Origin of the sequence: Micromonospora sp. NPDC023644, from assembly GCF_040640115.1 — a bacterium.
GTDB lineage: Bacteria > Actinomycetota > Actinomycetes > Mycobacteriales > Micromonosporaceae > Micromonospora.
In genome coordinates, this window is record NZ_JBFABA010000006.1 from 20,324 (window position 1) to 36,209 (window position 15,886).

Below are 15,886 nucleotides of genomic sequence, written 5' to 3' on the forward strand. Positions count from 1 at the left end.
GCACACGGGGTGCGGGCGGGCGTCGCGGCGTCGCGGGTCAGACCTCGACGACGGTGGGGACGATCATGGGCCGACGCCGGTACGCGTCGTTCACCCACCGCCCCACGGTGCGCCGGACGATCTGCTGGAGCTGGTGCGGGTCGGTGATGCCGTCGGAGGCCGCCCGGTTCAGGGCCTCGGTGACCAGCGGGATCACCGGGCTGAACGCCTCCGGGTCCTCGGAGAAGCCCTTCGCCGACAGGGTCGGGCCGCCCACCACCTTGCCGGTCACCGAGTCGACCACCACGGTGGTGGCGATGAACCCGCCGTCGCCGAGGATCCGGCGCTCGGTGAGCAGCGACTCGCTGACGTCGCCGACGGCGAGGCCGTCGACGTAGACGTAGCGGCTCTTCACGTGCCCGACGAGGCTGGCCCGGCCCTCGACGAGGTCGACGACGTCGCCGTCCTCGCAGAGCACCACCCGGTCGGGGGCGACGCCGGACTCGATGCCGAGCCGGGCGTGCGCGCGCAGGTGCCGCCACTCGCCGTGCACCGGCATCAGGTTGCTGGGACGCACCACGTTGAGCAGGTAGAGCAGCTCGCCGGCGGGGGCGTGACCGGAGACGTGCACCTTGGCCACGTCCTTGTGCACCACCACGGCGCCGGCCCGGGCCAGCCGGTTGATCACCCGGTAGACCGAGGTCTCGTTGCCGGGCACCAGCGACGAGGCGAGCACCACCGTGTCGCCGGGGGCGATGGTGATGTGCCGGTGGTCGCCGCTGGCCATCCGGCCCAGGGCGCTCATCGGCTCGCCCTGCGAGCCGGTGGACATCAGCACGATCTGCTCGGGCGGCATGTTCGTCGCCTCTTCGATCCCGATGACCAGCCCGGCCGGGATGTTGAGCAGCCCCAGGTCGCGGGCGATGCCCATGTTGCGGACCATGGAGCGGCCGATGAGGGCGACCTTGCGGCCGTGCTCGGCGGCGGAGTCGAAGACCTGCTGCACCCGGTGCACGTGCGAGGCGAACGACGCGACGATGATCCGCCCCTTGGCCTTCGCGAAGATCGAGTCGAGCACCGGCCCGATCTCCCGCTCGGGCGTGACGAAGCCGGGGATCTCCGCGTTGGTGGAGTCCGAGAGCAGCAGGTCCACGCCCTCGGCGCCGAGCCGGGCGAACCCGGCCAGGTCGGTGATCCGGCCGTCCAGCGGGAGCTGGTCCATCTTGAAGTCGCCGGTGTGCAGCACCAGGCCCGCCGGCGTGCGGATGGCCACCGCGAGCGCGTCGGGGATCGAGTGGTTGACCGCGAAGAACTCGCACTCGAACGGGCCGAGCCGCTCCCGGCCGCCCTCGCGCACGGTCAGCGTGTAGGGCTGGATCCGCCGCTCGGCGAGCTTCGCCTCGACCAGGGCGAGGGTGAACTGGGAGCCGACCAGCGGGATGTCGGGCTTGTGCGCGAGCAGGTAGGGCACCGCGCCGATGTGGTCCTCGTGGCCGTGGGTCAGCACGATCGCCTGGACGTCGTCGAGCCGGTCCAGGATCGGACCGAAGTCGGGCAGGATCAGATCGACCCCGGGCTGCTCGACGTCGGGGAAGAGCACCCCGCAGTCGACCACCAGCAGCTTGCCGTCGTACTCGAAGACGGTCATGTTGCGACCGATGGCGCCGAGCCCGCCGAGCGGGATGATCCGCAGCCCACCCTCCGGCAGTGGCGGGGGCAGTTCCGTCTCGAAGTGCGCCTCGGTCACGCGTCCACCTCATTCTGCGACGCCGGCATCCGGCGTCCATCGTGTCGTTGGGTCATTCGGGCAGTTCCAGGCCCGCCGCCGCGCTGTCGGCGCGGAGCTGGGCGATCTCGTCGTCGGTCGCGTCGACCAGCGGCGAACGCACCGGCCCGGCAGGCTTCCCGGCGGCCGCCAGGCCCGCCTTCACCAGGATCACGCCCTGGGTACGGAAGATGCCGGTGAACAGCGGCAGCAGCCGCCGGTGCAGGCTCAGCGCGGTGGCGGTGTCCCCCGCGTCGTACGCCTCGATCATCCGCTTGGTGAGCGCGCCGGTGAAGTGGGTCGAGGTGCCGACCACGCCGACGGCGCCCACGGCCAGCGAGGGCAGGGTGAGCGAATCCTCGCCGCTGTAGAAGGCGAGGTTCGTCCGGCTGGTGACCCAGCTCGTGGCGGTCAGGTCGCCCTTGGCGTCCTTCACCGCGACGATCCGGCCGTGTTCGGCCAGGCGCACCATCGTCTCGGTGTCGATCGGCACGCCCGCGCGGTGCGGGATGTCGTAGAGCATCACCGGCAGGCCGGTGGCGTCCGCGACGGCGGTGAAGTGCCGCAGCAGCCCGCTCTGCGGCGGCTTGTTGTAGTAGGGGGTGACCACGAGCAGGCCGTGCGCGCCCGCCTTCTCGGCGGCCGCGGAGAGCTCGATGGTGTGCCGGGTGTCGTTGGTGCCGACCCCGGCAACGACCTTGGCGCGGTCACCGACGGCCTCCACCACGGCCCGGATCAGCTGTTCCTTCTCCGCCTCGGTGGTGGTCGGCGACTCGCCGGTGGTGCCGTTGACCACCAGCGCGTCGTTGCCCTGCTCGTCGACCAGGTAGCTGGCGAGCCGCGCGGCGCCGTCGAGGTCGAGCGAGCCGTCGGCGGTGAACGGGGTCACCATGGCCGTGAGCACTCGCCCGAAGGGGCGGGACACCGCCCGGGCGGGCGTGTCAGGGTGGTCGTGCGTCATGCCACCAACCTAGCGGACGACCACCGACGCCCCGCCGGGGAAGGCCTCAGGACAACTCGGCGTGCGGGCTCGCCGCGACCTCGGTGCCGTCGGGCAGGGCCGAGATAACGAAGTCGGCGAAGACGTTCGGGGCGACGCCTTGGAGCTGCCGCAGGCACTCCACCGCCAGCTCGCGGATCTCCACGTCGGCGTGCTCCGTCGCGCGCATGGCGATGAAGTGCCGCCAGGCCCGGTAGTTGCCGGTGACCACGATGCGGGTCTCGGTGGCGTTGGGCAGCACCGCGCGGGCCGCCTGGCGGGCCTGCTTGCGCCGCAGCGTGGCGTTCTCCACGTCGGCGAAGCGCCGCTCCAGCCCCTCCAGCAACTCGTTGTACGCGCGCACGCTCGCCTCGGCGGCCTCCACGAACTTCTTGTGCAGCTCCGGGTCGTCGGCGATCACCGAGGGCTCGACCATGGCGGCGTCGCGCTCCGGCACGTACCGCTGGGAGAGCTGGGAGTACGAGAAGTGCCGGTGCCGGATCAGCTCGTGGGTGAAGGAGCGGGACACCCCGCTGAAGTAGAAGCTGACCGAGCCGTGCTCCAGCACGCTCAGGTGGCCGACCTCCAGGATGTGCGCGAGGTAGCCCGCGTTGGTGGCGGTGGCCGGGTTCGGCTTCTTCCAGCTCTGGTAGCAGGCCCGGCCGGCGAACTCGGCGAGGGCCTGGCCGCCCTCGGCGTCGGTCGACCACGGCACCTCGTCGGGAGCCTCGAAGTGGGTCCACGCGATGAGCTTGACCTGGGGCTGCACCATCTCCGGCATTCCTGGCACTGTAGTGGCCCGGCGGTCGCGGGGGAAAGTTGGGCTCACGGGCCGAACGGGTCGTTGAGCTGCGAATCGTGGACAGGCGCCGGTTCACCTGATCGGCGGGTGTCCAAGATCTCGGCGCACCCCGCCACCCGCGCCCACCGGCCACCCGTCACCCCGCCCGCTGGCATCCGCCCGCTGGTCCGCTCGGCGTGCGCCCCAGCCGGGACCTGTCCCCCACGCCCCTGTCGAGCTGCCCCAGGAATGAGGGCAACCACGGTCGAGCGGTCCCCGGACCGGCGCGCCACCTGGCCAATCCGGGAGATGGGCAGCTCGACAGCGCCAGGCGGCGACTTCGCGCGATCACGGTCCCACGAACGGGGCAGCTCGACAGCGCCAGAACCGGCACCCCACACGCGGTCCACGCGTCCCACAAACGGGGCAGTCCGACGACGGCAGAGCCGGTAACCCCCACGCGGTCCGCAGCCGCTCGGCACGCTACTCAGTCGGCTCTTTCGGCACCTGGACGCGACGGCCTGACTGGGGCAGGCCGGGTCGTGGGCGGAGGGGTCAGACGTAGAGCGAGGTGAACGGGGCCCAGGGGAGGTTACGCAGCACCGAGAAGGCCAGCCAGGCGGCCAGGAAGACGCCGATCGCCCGGGAGCTGATCCGTAGCTCGGGCAGGCGCCAACCGAACGCCTGCCGGCCCGCCCAGGCGACGAAGAGGTAGGCCAGGAAGGGCAGCGCGAAGACGAAGAGGAAGTGGTGCCGGGCGGCGGCCGGGAGGTCGGCGTGCAGCACGTACCAGAGCGCGCGGGTGCCGCCGCAGCCCGGGCAGTCCAGCCCCGTGGTGAGCTTGAGCAGGCAGGTCGGTGCGGCGTCGGGCGCCGAGCGCGTGGGGTCGCTGAGCAGCGCGTAGCCGATGCCGGCGGCGACGCAGCCGAGCGCGGCCAGCGGCACCGCCCAGCGCGGGGAGCGCTCGTAGAGACGGACGACGAAGCGGGTGAGCCGGTCCGGCTCGGGCACCGGGTAGTGCGGCACCTGGCCCGCGGGCCACCCGCCGCCAGGCGGCACCGGAAGCTCCTGGGGCGGGGCCTCGACCCCGCCGGCCTGCGGAGGCGGCTGAGGGGCCGGTCCGTCAACGCTCGTCACGTCGCTCACCGTACACCGGCCACGCCCGCGAGCGCGGCGGCCAGCGGGACGGCCAGGTCGCCGGCGGCGGGCGGGGCCACCGCGTCCAGGCCCAGCCAGCCGGCGAGGCGGTGCAGCTCGGCGGCGAGCGCCAGCGCGGTCTCGCCCTGGTCGACGCCCGGCTCGCCCCAGGCGGCCGGCACCAGCAGCACGCCGGCCTTCCGGTCGGCCTTCAGGTCGACCCGGGCGGTGAACCGCTCCCCCTGCAGGAACGGCAGCACGTAGTAGCCGTGCACCCGCTGCGGCGCGGGCACGTAGATCTCGATGCGGTAGCTGAAGTCGAAGAGCCGCTCGGTGCGGGCCCGCTCCCAGACCAACGGGTCGAACGGGCTGACCAGGGTGTTGCCGCGCACCCAGCGGGGCAGCCGCGCCCCGGCGTGCAGCCAGGCGGGCCGCCGCCAGCCCTGCACGGCGACCGGCAGCAGCTCCCCCGCCTCGACCAGGTCGGCGATGGCCTGCCGGGCGCCGGCCACCGGCAGCCGGAAGTAGTCGCGCAGCTCCGGCTCGGCGGCCACCCCGAGCGACCGCGCGGCGATGCCCACCAGCGCGCGGTAGGCCTCCGCGTCGGTCGGCGTGGGCGCGTCGAGCACAGCCGCCGGCAGCACCCGCTCCGGCAGGTCGTAGCGGCGGGCGAACGACGTGGTGCGGTCGGCGGCGGTGACCTCCCCCGCCCAGAACAGGTATTCCAGCGCCCGCTTCACCGCCGACCAGTTCCACCCCCAGTTGCCGGTCTCCCGGGGCGCGTCGTGCTCGATGTCGGCGGCCGTGAGCGGCCCCCGGGCGGCCACCTCGTCGCGCACCCAGGCGACCAGGCCGGGCTGCTCCTGGGCGATCCGCCGCATCCCGCCCCAGGACTCCGAGCGGGCCCGGGCCATCCGCCAGCGCAGCGCCGGGTGCAGCCCGACGGGGACCAGCGACGCCTCGTGCCCCCAGTATTCGAACAGCTCCCGGGGGCGGCGGTAGGCGGCGTCGTCGAGCAACGCGGTCGGGTAGGGCCCGAGCCGGCTGTAGAGCGGCAGGTAGTGCGCCCGTTGCAGCACGTTGACCGAATCCATCTGGATCAGCCCGACCCGGTCGAGCACCCGACGCAGGTGCCGGCGGGTGGGCGCGCCGGTGGGCGCGGGGTCGGCGAAGCCCTGGGCGGCGAGCGCCACCCGACGGGCCTGGGCGAGCGAGAGCGATTCCGGTGCGGCCATCGTCGGGCACCCTAATCCACCGGTACGACACCGGTGCGGACGCTGGACCGATCACCCGCCGGGGCATAGAACGGACGCATGCTCACGATTCGCCGCGAGGAACCCGACGACGCCGAGGCGCTCGCCCGGGTGCACATCCACGGCTGGCAGGCCGGCTACGCCGGGATCATGCCCGAGGAGGTGCTACGGCGGCTCAACGTCACGGCCTGGGCGCAGCGCCGCCGGGACCTGGGCACCGCCGACCCGGAGCACCCCTTCACCACCCTGCTCGCCGAGGTCGACGGGACGCTGGCCGGGTTCACCACGTTCGGGCCGTACCGCAACGACCAGGACCGGGCCGACCTCGACCCCACGCACGGCGAGGTGCTGGCGATGTACGTCGAGCCGGCCCGCTGGGGCGACGGCACGGCGCGGGCGCTGCTGGTGGCGGCGCGGGCCGGGCTGGTCGAACGGGGCTGGTCCGACTACCGGCTCTGGGTGCTGGCGGACAACCACCGGGCCCGCCGGTTCTTCGAGCGGGCCGGGCTGTCAGCGGACGGTGAGCGGTCGACCTATCCGGTGCCGCTGGCCGGCGGGCGAGCGCCGGTCGGGCTGGTCGAGCTGCGGTACGCCGGGCGCCTCGACGGCTGACCCGGCCGGCGCCGCCCGGCGGCGGCTGGCCCGGCCGCCGTCGCCCAGGCGTCGGATGGGCAGGAACGCCAGCAGCGCCAGGCTGATCCAGACGTAGGTGTTGCTGCCGAGGAAGCCGTCGAGCCCGGTGAAGTCCTTCTCCCAGGCCCAGACGATCCGGCTGATCAGGAGGCCGTACCCGACCACCGCGGCGCCCAGCAGGACGCGGCGCCGGCGGCTGCCGGCGGGCGCGGCCATCCCGTTGTCGACCAGCAGAATCAGCGCGGGCAGCAGCCACACCAGGTGGTGCACCCAGGTGACCGGGCTGACCAGGCACATCACCGCGCCCGTCAGCGCCAGGCCGGTCGCCTCGTCGCCGACGGCCACGGCGGCGCGGGACCGCCAGGCCCACAGCGCCAGCGTGGCGAGCACCAGCGCCAGCCAGGCCAGGGTGCTCGGGTGCTCCGGATTCAGCCGGGCGACCACGCCGCGCAGCGACTGGTTGGAGACGAACGCCAGCTCACCCACCCGGCCGGTGTTCCACAGCGCCTCCGTCCAGAACTCCCGCGAGGCGTCGGGAAAGATCGCGGCGGCCAGCAGCGTCACGCCGGCCGCGGTGGCAATCGAGGTGACCGCGGCCCGCCAGCGGCCGGTGACCAGCAGGTAGACGATGAAGATGCCGGGGGTCAGCTTGATCGCGGTGGCCAGGCCGATGCCCACGCCGGCCCACCGGTTGCCGGCCGGCAGCAGCCGGAGCAGGTCGATCGCGACCAGGAAGAGCAGCAGCATGTTGACCTGGCCGAAGTTGACCGTCTCGCGCATCGGCTCGTACGCGGCGGCCAGGCAGAGCGCCACCGCGAGGACGAACCAGCGGGTCCAGCCGGCGCGGCGGGAGATCGGGTCGATCAGCCACCAGAACAGCACGGCGGTGACCAGCACGCTGGCGGCCACGCTGACCGCGATCGCCGCCGCCCACGGCAGGTACGCCATCGGCAGCATGACCAGGGCCGCGAACGGGGGATAGGTGAAGCCGTACTGGGTGCCGGGCTTGAGGAAGTCGTAGATCTCCCCGCCGTCGTGCACCCACCAGGTCAGCGCGCCGTAGTAGACCTTGAGGTCGAAGAAGCCGTGCCGCACGGCCGCGACGGACAGGAAGGCGGTCACCGCGACGGCGAGCGCGACGACGCAGACGACCTGCTGGATCGTCCGTCGGGGACCCTGCGCCACCATCGCCTCCCTGGCCCTGCGTAGGCTTCCGTCCCATGGCTCTCGGGTACGTCCGCCCGGCGCGTCCGGAAGACGCCGGCGAGATCGCACGCATCCAACTCGCGACCTGGCGGGTCGCCTATCGTCGGATCCTGCCCCGGCACGTGCTCGACAACCTGGACGAGGCGTGGCTCGCCCGGCGGTGGAGCGCGGCCGTGCAGGAGCCGCCCTCCGGCGCCCATCGGGTGCTGGTCGCCGTCGAACAGGCCGAGCAATCGTATCTGGTGGGGTTCGCCGCCTCCGGTCCGGCCGACGCCGAGGCCCTCGCCCCGGGCGAGCCGGCGGAGGTCCTCGGGCCGGACGTCGCCGCGGTGACGGACCTGCTGGTCGAGCCGCGCTGGGGTCGGCGGGGGCACGGCAGCCGGTTGCTCGCGGCGACCGTCGACCTGTGGCGCTCCGACGGGTTCACCCGCGCGCTGGCCTGGGCCTTCGACGCCGACGCGGCGACCCGGAAGTTCCTCACCAGCACCGGCTGGGAGCCCGACGGCGCGGCCCGCGCGCTGGACGTGGAGGACATGCTCGTCCCGCAGGTGCGCCTGCACGTGGCGGTGCCCACGGACGCGGACCCCGCGGACGCGACGCCCACCGAGGCGACGCTGCCGGACCCGACGCCGGGTGGACCGTCGGCGCCTCCCGGGGACTGACGCCACGGGCGACGGCCCCGGCCCGACCCGCACCGGATCGCGGTCCCCGGCCCGCCGGAGCCGGCGGAACGCCGGACACTGTCGGGGGCGTCGCCTACGGTGACCCCATGGTCGCGGTGACGGCGTCCACGAGAGGGAGGCAGCAGGCATGTTCGCGGACACGAAGGCGTGGAGCAGTTTCTCGGTCGACGACACCGGCCTGGCCGAGCGGTTCTACGCCGACACGCTCGGCCTGCGGGTGTCGCGCGACGACGCCATGGGCGGCCTGCTGACGCTGCACCTCGCCGGCGGCCGGGACGTGATGGTCTACCCGAAGGAGGACCACACCCCCGCGGCCTTCACGGTGCTCAACTTCCCCGTCGACGACGTCGACCGGGCCGTCGACGAGCTGACCGCGCGCGGGGTGCGGTTCGCGCACTACCCCGGCATGCCCCAGGACGAGAAGGGCGTCATGCGCGACAACGGGCCGACGATCGCGTGGTTCACCGACCCGGCCGGCAACATCCTGTCGGTGATCGAGGAGGGCTGACCCCGCCTCCCGGGCGGGGCGTCACCCGACGGTCGCCGTGCCGGCGCGGCGCGGCGGCGCCCGCCGCCCGGCGGGGCGTCAGGAACGCGCGGGCGCGAGGAGCTCGACGACCAGTTCGTCGTCCTCCATCGCCCCGGTGGGCACGAAGCCGAGGCTCGCGTAGAGGCGGGCGGCCTGGGCGTTGTCGGGGTGGTAGGAGAGCCGGACGGGGCGCCCGCCGTCCTGGCTGCCCAGCCACGGGGCCAGGGTGCGCACCGCCGCCCGGCCCACGCCCCGGTCCTGCTCGGCCGCGTCGACCACCATGCCGCCGATCCACCGGGACCCGTCGTCGTCGACGCCCCACATGACGTGCCCGACGACGGTCTCGTCCGCGTACACCGCCAGCGAGGTCCACACGTCGGAGCGCATGGTCAGCAGCAGGTAGCGGGCGGCCAGCGCCGCCACCCACGCGCGCTGGTCGTCGCGCGGGGCGACGTCGGCCACCGCCCGCCAGTTGTCGTCGTCCACCGGGCGCAGGGTGATCCGGCGCCCGGCCCGGTCGGAGAGTCCAGAATCGATCATCGGGGCAGCCTAGGGGCCGCCCGCTGCCGCCGCCACGGGTTTGCCCGTCAGTCGAGCAGGGCGTCCAGGCCGACGGTCAACCCGGGCCGGCTGCGGACCGCGCGGACGGCCAGCAGCACGCCGGGCATGAACGAGACCCGGTCGTACGAGTCGTGCCGGATGGTCAACGTCTCCCCCACGGTGCCGAGAAGCACCTCCTGGTGGGCGACGAGGCCGGTGGCGCGGACGGCGTGCACGCGTACCCCGTCGATGTCGGCGCCCCGGGCGCCCGCGACCTCGGCGGAGGTGGCGTCGGGCATCGGGCCGAGCCCGGCCTCGGCGCGGGCGGCCGCGACCAGCCGCGCGGTGTGCGTGGCGGTGCCGCTGGGGGCGTCCAGCTTGCGGGGGTGGTGCTGCTCGACGATCTCGACCGACTCGAAGTGCCGGGCGGCGCGGGCGGCGAACTGCATCATCAGCACCGCGCCGATGCCGAAGTTGGGGGCGATGACCACGCCCAGCTCGGGCTTGCGGGCCAGCCAGCCGCGCACCTGCTCCAGCCGCTGCTCGGTGAAGCCGGTGGTGCCGACCACCGCGTTGATGCCCTGGTCGACGCACCAGTTCAGGTTGTCCATGACGACGTCCGGGGTGGTGAAGTCCACGACCACCTCGGCCCCGGCGTCGGACGCGGCGAACAGGCCGTCGCCCTGGTCCACCATGGCCACCAGTTCCATGTCGGCGGCGGCGTCCACCGCCCGGCACACCTCGATGCCCATCCGTCCCCGGGCGCCCAGCACGCCGACCCGGATCGGCTCGTCCGGGCTCTTCTCCTGCTCGTCAGTCACGGGGCACAACCTATCCCAATCGGGACGCCCGCACCCGGGCGGACCGGCACCGGTCGGTGGTGCGGGGACGGGTCAGCGGGCGGAGAAGTCGTTCGCGCCGAACGGCCCGACCACGGCCAGCGACATCGGCCGGCTCAGCAGCTCGGCGGCCAGGGTGTTGACGTCGGCCACGGTGACCGCGTCGACCCGGCCGAGCAGCTCGTCGACCGGCATCAGGTGGCCGTAGAGCAGCTCGCCCTTGGCCAGCCGACTCATCCGCGAGCCGGTGTCCTCCAGGCCCAGCACGAACGAGCCCTTGCTCATCCCCTTGCCGCGGGCCACCTCGGCCTCCGTCAGGCCGTCGGCGGCCACCCGGGCCAGTTCCGCCCGGGTCAGGTCCAGCACCTCGTCGACCTTGCCCGGGGCGCAGCCGGCGTAGACGGCGAAGAGGCCGCTGTCGGCGTACTGGCTGGCGTAGGAGTAGACCGAGTAGGCGAGGCCGCGCCGCTCGCGGATCTCCTGGAACAGCCGGCTCGACATGCCGCCGCCGAGGATGTTGTTCAGCACGCCCAGGGCGAAGCGCCGCTCGTCGAGCCGGTCGATGCCGGGGCAGCCGAGGATGACGTGCGCCTGCTCGGTCTCCTTCGGCTCCACCAGGGTGGTGGCGGGCTTCGTGCGTACGGCCGGGGTGGCCGACCGGTGCGACGCGGGCGCCGCCGGGTCGGTGTCCAGCGGGGTGCCGCGCAGCGCCTGGCGGACCAGCCTGACCACCGTGGTGTGGTCCAGGTTGCCGGCGGCGGCGACGACGATCTGCGGGGCCGTGTAGCGACGGCGGTAGAAGCCCTGGATCTGCCGCCGGGTCATCGGGGTGACGGTCTCCTCGGTGCCGGAGATCAGCCGGCCCAGCGGGTGGTCGCCGTAGACGGCCCGGGCGAAGAGGTCGTGCACCTCGTCGCCGGGCTCGTCGTCGTGCATGGCGATCTCCTCGAGGATCACGCCCCGCTCGGTCTCCACGTCGGCCGGTTCCAGCACCGAGTCGGCGACCAGGTCGCACATCACGTCGATCGCCAGCGGCAGGTCCTCGTCCAGCACGCGGGCGTAGTAGCAGGTGTATTCCTTGGTGGTGAAGGCGTTGGTCTCGCCCCCCACCGCCTCGATCTCCGAGGAGATGTCCAGCGCGCTGCGCTTGTTGGTGCCCTTGAAGAGCAGGTGCTCCAGGAAGTGCGCCGCGCCGGCCTGCGGGCCGGTCTCGTCCCGGGAGCCGACCGCGACCCAGACGCCGAACGAGACGCTGCGCATCGCCGGGATCGCCTCGGTGAGCACGCGCAGCCCGCTGGGCAGCACGGTACGTCGTACCGTGCCGCCCAGCGGGTCGTCGCTGATGGTGCGGGTCACCGCCCGGGCGGCGCCGCCGGAGCGGGCCGCCCCGGCGCTGCGGGGGGAGGCCCCTGCGGGGCCCGGGACGGACGCCACCCCCCGTCGATCCGGCGGAAACGGCGCGCTGACGGCCCGACTCACGTGTTGCTCCCAGATCGACGAGGGGTGGGTGATGCGATGGTGCGGTGCGTCAGCTGCGCCGGGTGCGGCGGCGCGGACGCTCGCCGCCCTCGCCACCCTCGCCGCCGCCCTCGCCGCGCTCGCCGCCGCCCGGGCCACGACCGCCCCGGTCGCCGCCGCGCTCACGGTCGCCCCGGTCGCGCGGAGCCCGGTCGTCCCGGTCCCGGCCGGCCGGACGCTCGCCGCCAGCGGCCTCGCCGGCGGCCGGCGCCTCGGCGCCCTCCGGGCGGACCTTGTCCAGGTAGATCTTGCCGCGGGCGTCGATGTCCGCGATCTCGACCTCGACCCGGTCGCCGACGTTGAGGAAGTCCTCAACCCGCTCGACCCGCTTGCCGTCGCCCACCTTGGAGATGTGCAGCAGGCCGTCGCGGCCCGGCAGCAGCGAGATGAACGCGCCGAACGCGGCGGTCTTCACGACGGTGCCGAGGAACCGCTCCCCGGCCTTCGGCAGGGTCGGGTTGGCGATCCCGTTGATCCGGTCCACCGCCGCCTGGGCCGACGGGCCGTTGGTGGCGCCGACGTAGATCGTGCCATCGTCCTCGATCGAGATCTCGGCGCCGGTCTCGTCCTGGATGGCGTTGATGGTCTGCCCCTTCGGGCCGATCACCATGCCGATCTTGTCGACCGGGATCTTGACGGTGGTGACCCGCGGCGCGTACTCCGACATCTCGGCCGGGCCCTCGATCGCCGCCTGCATCACGCCGAGGATGGTCTGCCGGGCCTCGTACGCCTGCTGCAGCGCGGCGGCCAGCACGTCCGACGGGATGCCGTTGAGCTTGGTGTCGAGCTGGAGCGCGGTGACGAACTCCGGCGTGCCGGCGACCTTGAAGTCCATGTCACCGAACGCGTCCTCGGCACCGAGGATGTCGGTCAGCGTCACGTACTGGGTCTTGCCGTCCACCTCGTCCGAGATGAGCCCCATGGCGATGCCGGCCACCGGCGCCTTCAGCGGCACACCGGCGGAGAGCAGGCCCAGCGTCGAGGCGCAGACCGAGCCCATCGAGGTGGAGCCGTTGGAGCCGAGCGCCTCGGAGACCTGCCGGATGGCGTACGGGAACTCCTCGCGCGACGGCAGCACCGGGATCAGCGCCCGCTCGGCGAGCGCGCCGTGGCCGATCTCGCGCCGCTTCGGCGAGCCGACCCGGCCGGTCTCACCGGTCGAGTACGGCGGGAAGTTGTAGTTGTGCATGTAGCGCTTGCGGTTCTCCGGGGACAGGGTGTCCACCATCTGCTCCATGCGCAGCATGTTCAGCGTGGTGACGCCCAGGATCTGGGTCTCGCCACGCTCGAACAGCGCCGAACCGTGCACCCGGGGCAGCACGCCGACCTCGGCGGTCAGCGGGCGGATGTCGCGCGGGCCGCGGCCGTCGATGCGGACCTGCTCGCGCAGCACCCGGTTGCGCACCTCGGACTTGGTGAGCGACCGGAAGGCGGCGCTGAGCTCCTTCTCCCGGCCCTCGAAGCGACCGCCGAGCTCCTCGGCGACCTTGGCCTTGATCCGGTCGAGGGCCTCCTCGCGGTCGGCCTTGCCGGCGATCTGGAGGGCCTCGGCGACCTCGGCGCGGGCCACGTCGGCCACCGCCTCGTAGACGTCGTCCTGGTAGTCCAGGAACACCGGGAACTCGGCGACGGGCTTGGCGGCCACCTCGGCCAGCTCGGCCTGCGCGCGGCACAGCTCGCGGATCGCCGGCTTCGCGGCCTCCAGGCCGCTGGCCACGATCTCCTCGGTCGGCGCGGTCGCGCCGCCCGCGATCAGGGTCACGGCGTTCGGCGTCGCCTCGGCCTCGACCATCATGATCGCGACGTCGCCGTCCGGCAGCGAGCGGCCGGCCACGACCATGTCGAAGGTGGCCCGGGCCAGCTCCTCCAGGGTCGGGAAGGCGACCCACTGGCCGTCGATGTGCGCGACGCGGGTCGCCCCGATCGGGCCGGAGAACGGCAGGCCGGAGAGCTTGGTCGACATCGAGGCGGCGTTGATCGCCACGACGTCGTAGGGGTGCTGCGGGTCGAGCGCGAGGATGGTCTCGACGACCTGGACCTCGTTGCGCAGGCCCTTGACGAACGACGGGCGCAGCGGCCGGTCGATCAGCCGGCAGGTGAGGATCGCGTCCTCGCTGGGGCGGCCCTCGCGGCGGAAGAACGAGCCGGGGATGCGGCCCGCGGCGTACATCCGCTCCTCGACGTCGACGGTCAGCGGGAAGAAGTCGAACTGCTCCTTCGGCTGCTTGCCGGCCGTGGTGGCGGAGAGGACGACCGTCTCGCCGAGCTGGGCGACGACGGAGCCGGCGGCCTGACGGGCCAGCCGGCCGGTGGAGAAGGTGATCTCACGGGTGCCGAAGGACCCGTTGTCGATCACGGCGGTGCGGGATTCGGTGCCGAGGTTGGTCTCGGTCATGGTGCTGTCGTGCTCCTTCGCATCGGGGGCCCACGACGCGGGGAGCTGCTCAGACGGCCGGTCTTCGATCGAAGCGCCCGGGTGACCGGCGGGATGCCGGAGTGCCCGGGGGCCACTACCGGAGACCGGTACGCTGACCGGCTCCCTTCTCGGGTGGTCGCGCGGCCCGGTTTTCGTGTGGTGGCGGAGCGGGGGAGCGGCCCGGTCGGGCCACTCCCCCGTCACGTCACCGGCGCAGACCGAGCCGCTCGATGAGCGACCGGTAGCGGTTGATGTCCTTCTTCTGGACGTAGTTGAGCAGCCGACGGCGACGGCCGACCAGCAGCAGCAGCCCACGGCGGCTGTGGTGGTCGTGCTTGTGCACCTTCAGGTGCTCGGTCAGCTCGGCGATCCGCTTGGTGAGGACCGCGACCTGCACCTCCGGCGAACCGGTGTCGCCGTCGGCGGTCGCGTACTCCGCGCGGATCTTGGCCTTGGCTTCCTGGTCGAGCGCCATGTTCTCCCTGTTTCGTGGGTTGTTCGATGATGTCCGTCGGATCGGTCTGTGGACCGGAAACGGACCGGTACCTCGCACCCGCGGCGTCGTGCAGGCACGCGAGGCCCCACGTCGGTCAGCCGACGTCCCCGCCAGACTACCAGCCCCGCCGGGCGGCGGCCTGTCAAGGGCCGCGAAGCGGTCAGTCGAGCACGCGCCGGGTCCGCTCGACGTCCTGGTTCATCTGGGCGATCAACGGCTCGATCGCGTCGTAGCGGATCTGCCCGCGCAGGTGCGCCACGAAGTCCAGCGCCAGCCGCTCGCCGTAGAGGTCGCCGGTGAAGTCGAGCACGTACGCCTCCACCCGCCGCTCCCGCCCGGAGAACGTCGGGTTGGTGCCCACGGACACCGCGGCCGCCAGCGGCTCGGCGTGGCCCCGGCGCACCAGCCGCGCGGCGTAGACGCCGTCGGCCGGCACCGCCGCGTACCGGTGGCAGAGCAGGTTGGCGGTGGGGAAGCCCAGCTCGCGGCCGCGCTGGTCGCCGCGGACCACCACGCCCTCCACCCGGTGCGGGCGGCCGAGCGCGGCGGCCGCCGCCGCCACGTCCCCCGCGTCGACGCAGGAGCGGATGTACGTGGAGGAGTAGACCGTGCCCGCCTCGGCGACCAGCGGGGCCCCCTCCACGGCGAAGCCGAAGGTGCGCCCGAGCCGCTCCAGCAGCGCCACGTCGCCGGCGGCCTTGTGCCCGAAGCGGAAGTTGTCCCCCACCACGACCAGGGCGGCGTGCAGGTGCTCGACCAGGATGTCGTGCACGAACGCCTCGGCGGGCAGCCGGGAGAACTCCGGGGTGAACGGCACCACGCAGAGCACGTCCACGCCGAGCGCCTCGATCAGCTCGGCCTTGCGGGCGGTCTCGGTGAGCACCGCCGGATGCGAGCCGGGGCGCACCACCTCGGCCGGGTGCGGGTCGAAGGTGACCACCACCGACTGCACGCCCAGCTCGCGAGCCCGGGACACGGCGTGCCCGATGGTCGCCTGGTGTCCCTTGTGCACCCCGTCGAAGACGCCGATGGTGACGACCGACCGCCCCCAGCCGCCGGGCGCCGCGTCGTACCCCCGCCACCGCTGCATGTCGCTCCTCCCCTGCCTCTCCGGCGGCCCGCGCCGGCCGCC

At 73.5% G+C, this 15,886-nt stretch carries 15 protein-coding genes; 3 read left to right on the forward strand and 12 right to left on the reverse strand.

From position 1 onward, the window contains the following. Nucleotides 1–37: 37 nt before the first annotated feature. The 5 genes from AB0G08_RS06870 to AB0G08_RS06890 all read right to left on the reverse strand — a co-directional run bounded on the left by AB0G08_RS06870 (nucleotide 38) and on the right by AB0G08_RS06890 (nucleotide 5,876). A complete protein-coding gene (locus tag AB0G08_RS06870) occupies nucleotides 38–1,726 on the reverse strand; it encodes a ribonuclease J (RefSeq protein WP_357872224.1) in 1,689 nt (562 codons plus the stop codon). A gap of 52 nt (nucleotides 1,727–1,778) precedes the next feature. Further along, entirely contained in the window at nucleotides 1,779–2,705 is a 927-nt protein-coding gene (gene dapA, locus AB0G08_RS06875; RefSeq protein ID WP_358084257.1) for a 4-hydroxy-tetrahydrodipicolinate synthase, read from the reverse strand. A gap of 46 nt (nucleotides 2,706–2,751) precedes the next feature. Next, nucleotides 2,752–3,495: an FAD-dependent thymidylate synthase gene (gene thyX, locus AB0G08_RS06880; protein ID WP_357872338.1), complete on the reverse strand. Its 744-nt coding sequence runs from the start codon at nucleotides 3,493–3,495 to the stop codon at nucleotides 2,752–2,754. 564 nt (nucleotides 3,496–4,059) lie between these two features. Then, nucleotides 4,060–4,563, reverse strand: a complete 504-nt coding sequence (locus tag AB0G08_RS06885) for a DUF2752 domain-containing protein (protein ID WP_357872341.1) — start codon at nucleotides 4,561–4,563, stop codon at nucleotides 4,060–4,062. Between the two features lie 83 nt (nucleotides 4,564–4,646). Further along, the gene (locus tag AB0G08_RS06890; protein ID WP_358084259.1) at nucleotides 4,647–5,876 is read right to left on the reverse strand and encodes a crosslink repair DNA glycosylase YcaQ family protein; all 1,230 of its coding nucleotides are present in this window, start codon (nucleotides 5,874–5,876) and stop codon (nucleotides 4,647–4,649) included. A gap of 78 nt (nucleotides 5,877–5,954) precedes the next feature. Between AB0G08_RS06890 and AB0G08_RS06895 the strand changes: the two genes are divergently transcribed. Further along, nucleotides 5,955–6,506, forward strand: coding sequence for a GNAT family N-acetyltransferase (locus AB0G08_RS06895; protein WP_358084261.1), 552 nt, complete (start codon nucleotides 5,955–5,957; stop codon nucleotides 6,504–6,506). Here the strand turns inward: AB0G08_RS06895 and AB0G08_RS06900 are convergent. After that, nucleotides 6,405–7,712 carry a glycosyltransferase 87 family protein gene (locus tag AB0G08_RS06900; RefSeq protein ID WP_358084264.1) on the reverse strand — a complete coding sequence of 436 codons (1,308 nt, stop codon included), beginning with the start codon at nucleotides 7,710–7,712 and terminating at the stop codon, nucleotides 6,405–6,407. The genes AB0G08_RS06895 and AB0G08_RS06900 overlap by 102 nt on opposite strands. A 35-nt stretch (nucleotides 7,713–7,747) precedes the next feature. On the opposite strand from AB0G08_RS06900, the gene AB0G08_RS06905 reads away from it, so the two are divergent. Next, on the forward strand, nucleotides 7,748–8,395 hold the full coding sequence (locus AB0G08_RS06905; RefSeq protein ID WP_358084267.1) for a GNAT family N-acetyltransferase: 648 nt from the start codon (nucleotides 7,748–7,750) through the stop codon (nucleotides 8,393–8,395). 148 nt (nucleotides 8,396–8,543) lie between these two features. Next, nucleotides 8,544–8,924 (forward strand): VOC family protein, encoded by a 381-nt coding sequence (locus AB0G08_RS06910; RefSeq protein ID WP_358084270.1) that lies wholly within the window; start codon nucleotides 8,544–8,546, stop codon nucleotides 8,922–8,924. 78 nt (nucleotides 8,925–9,002) lie between these two features. On the opposite strand, the gene AB0G08_RS06915 is transcribed toward AB0G08_RS06910, so the two are convergent. From AB0G08_RS06915 to AB0G08_RS06940, 6 genes are all read right to left on the reverse strand, one after another. After that, a complete protein-coding gene (locus AB0G08_RS06915) occupies nucleotides 9,003–9,485 on the reverse strand; it encodes a GNAT family N-acetyltransferase (protein ID WP_358084273.1) in 483 nt (160 codons plus the stop codon). A gap of 47 nt (nucleotides 9,486–9,532) precedes the next feature. Then, nucleotides 9,533–10,306, reverse strand: a complete 774-nt coding sequence (dapB, locus tag AB0G08_RS06920; RefSeq protein WP_358084276.1) for a 4-hydroxy-tetrahydrodipicolinate reductase — start codon at nucleotides 10,304–10,306, stop codon at nucleotides 9,533–9,535. Between the two features lie 72 nt (nucleotides 10,307–10,378). Beyond that, complete coding sequence (locus AB0G08_RS06925; protein ID WP_358084279.1) at nucleotides 10,379–11,803, reverse strand: pitrilysin family protein; 1,425 nt, start codon at nucleotides 11,801–11,803, stop codon at nucleotides 10,379–10,381. A gap of 49 nt (nucleotides 11,804–11,852) precedes the next feature. Then, entirely contained in the window at nucleotides 11,853–14,237 is a 2,385-nt protein-coding gene (locus tag AB0G08_RS06930) for a polyribonucleotide nucleotidyltransferase (RefSeq protein WP_358084281.1), read from the reverse strand. 226 nt (nucleotides 14,238–14,463) lie between these two features. Beyond that, entirely contained in the window at nucleotides 14,464–14,733 is a 270-nt protein-coding gene (rpsO, locus tag AB0G08_RS06935; RefSeq protein WP_121396038.1) for a 30S ribosomal protein S15, read from the reverse strand. 181 nt (nucleotides 14,734–14,914) lie between these two features. Then, nucleotides 14,915–15,844 (reverse strand): bifunctional riboflavin kinase/FAD synthetase, encoded by a 930-nt coding sequence (locus AB0G08_RS06940; RefSeq protein WP_358084284.1) that lies wholly within the window; start codon nucleotides 15,842–15,844, stop codon nucleotides 14,915–14,917. Nucleotides 15,845–15,886: the final 42 nt, after the last annotated feature.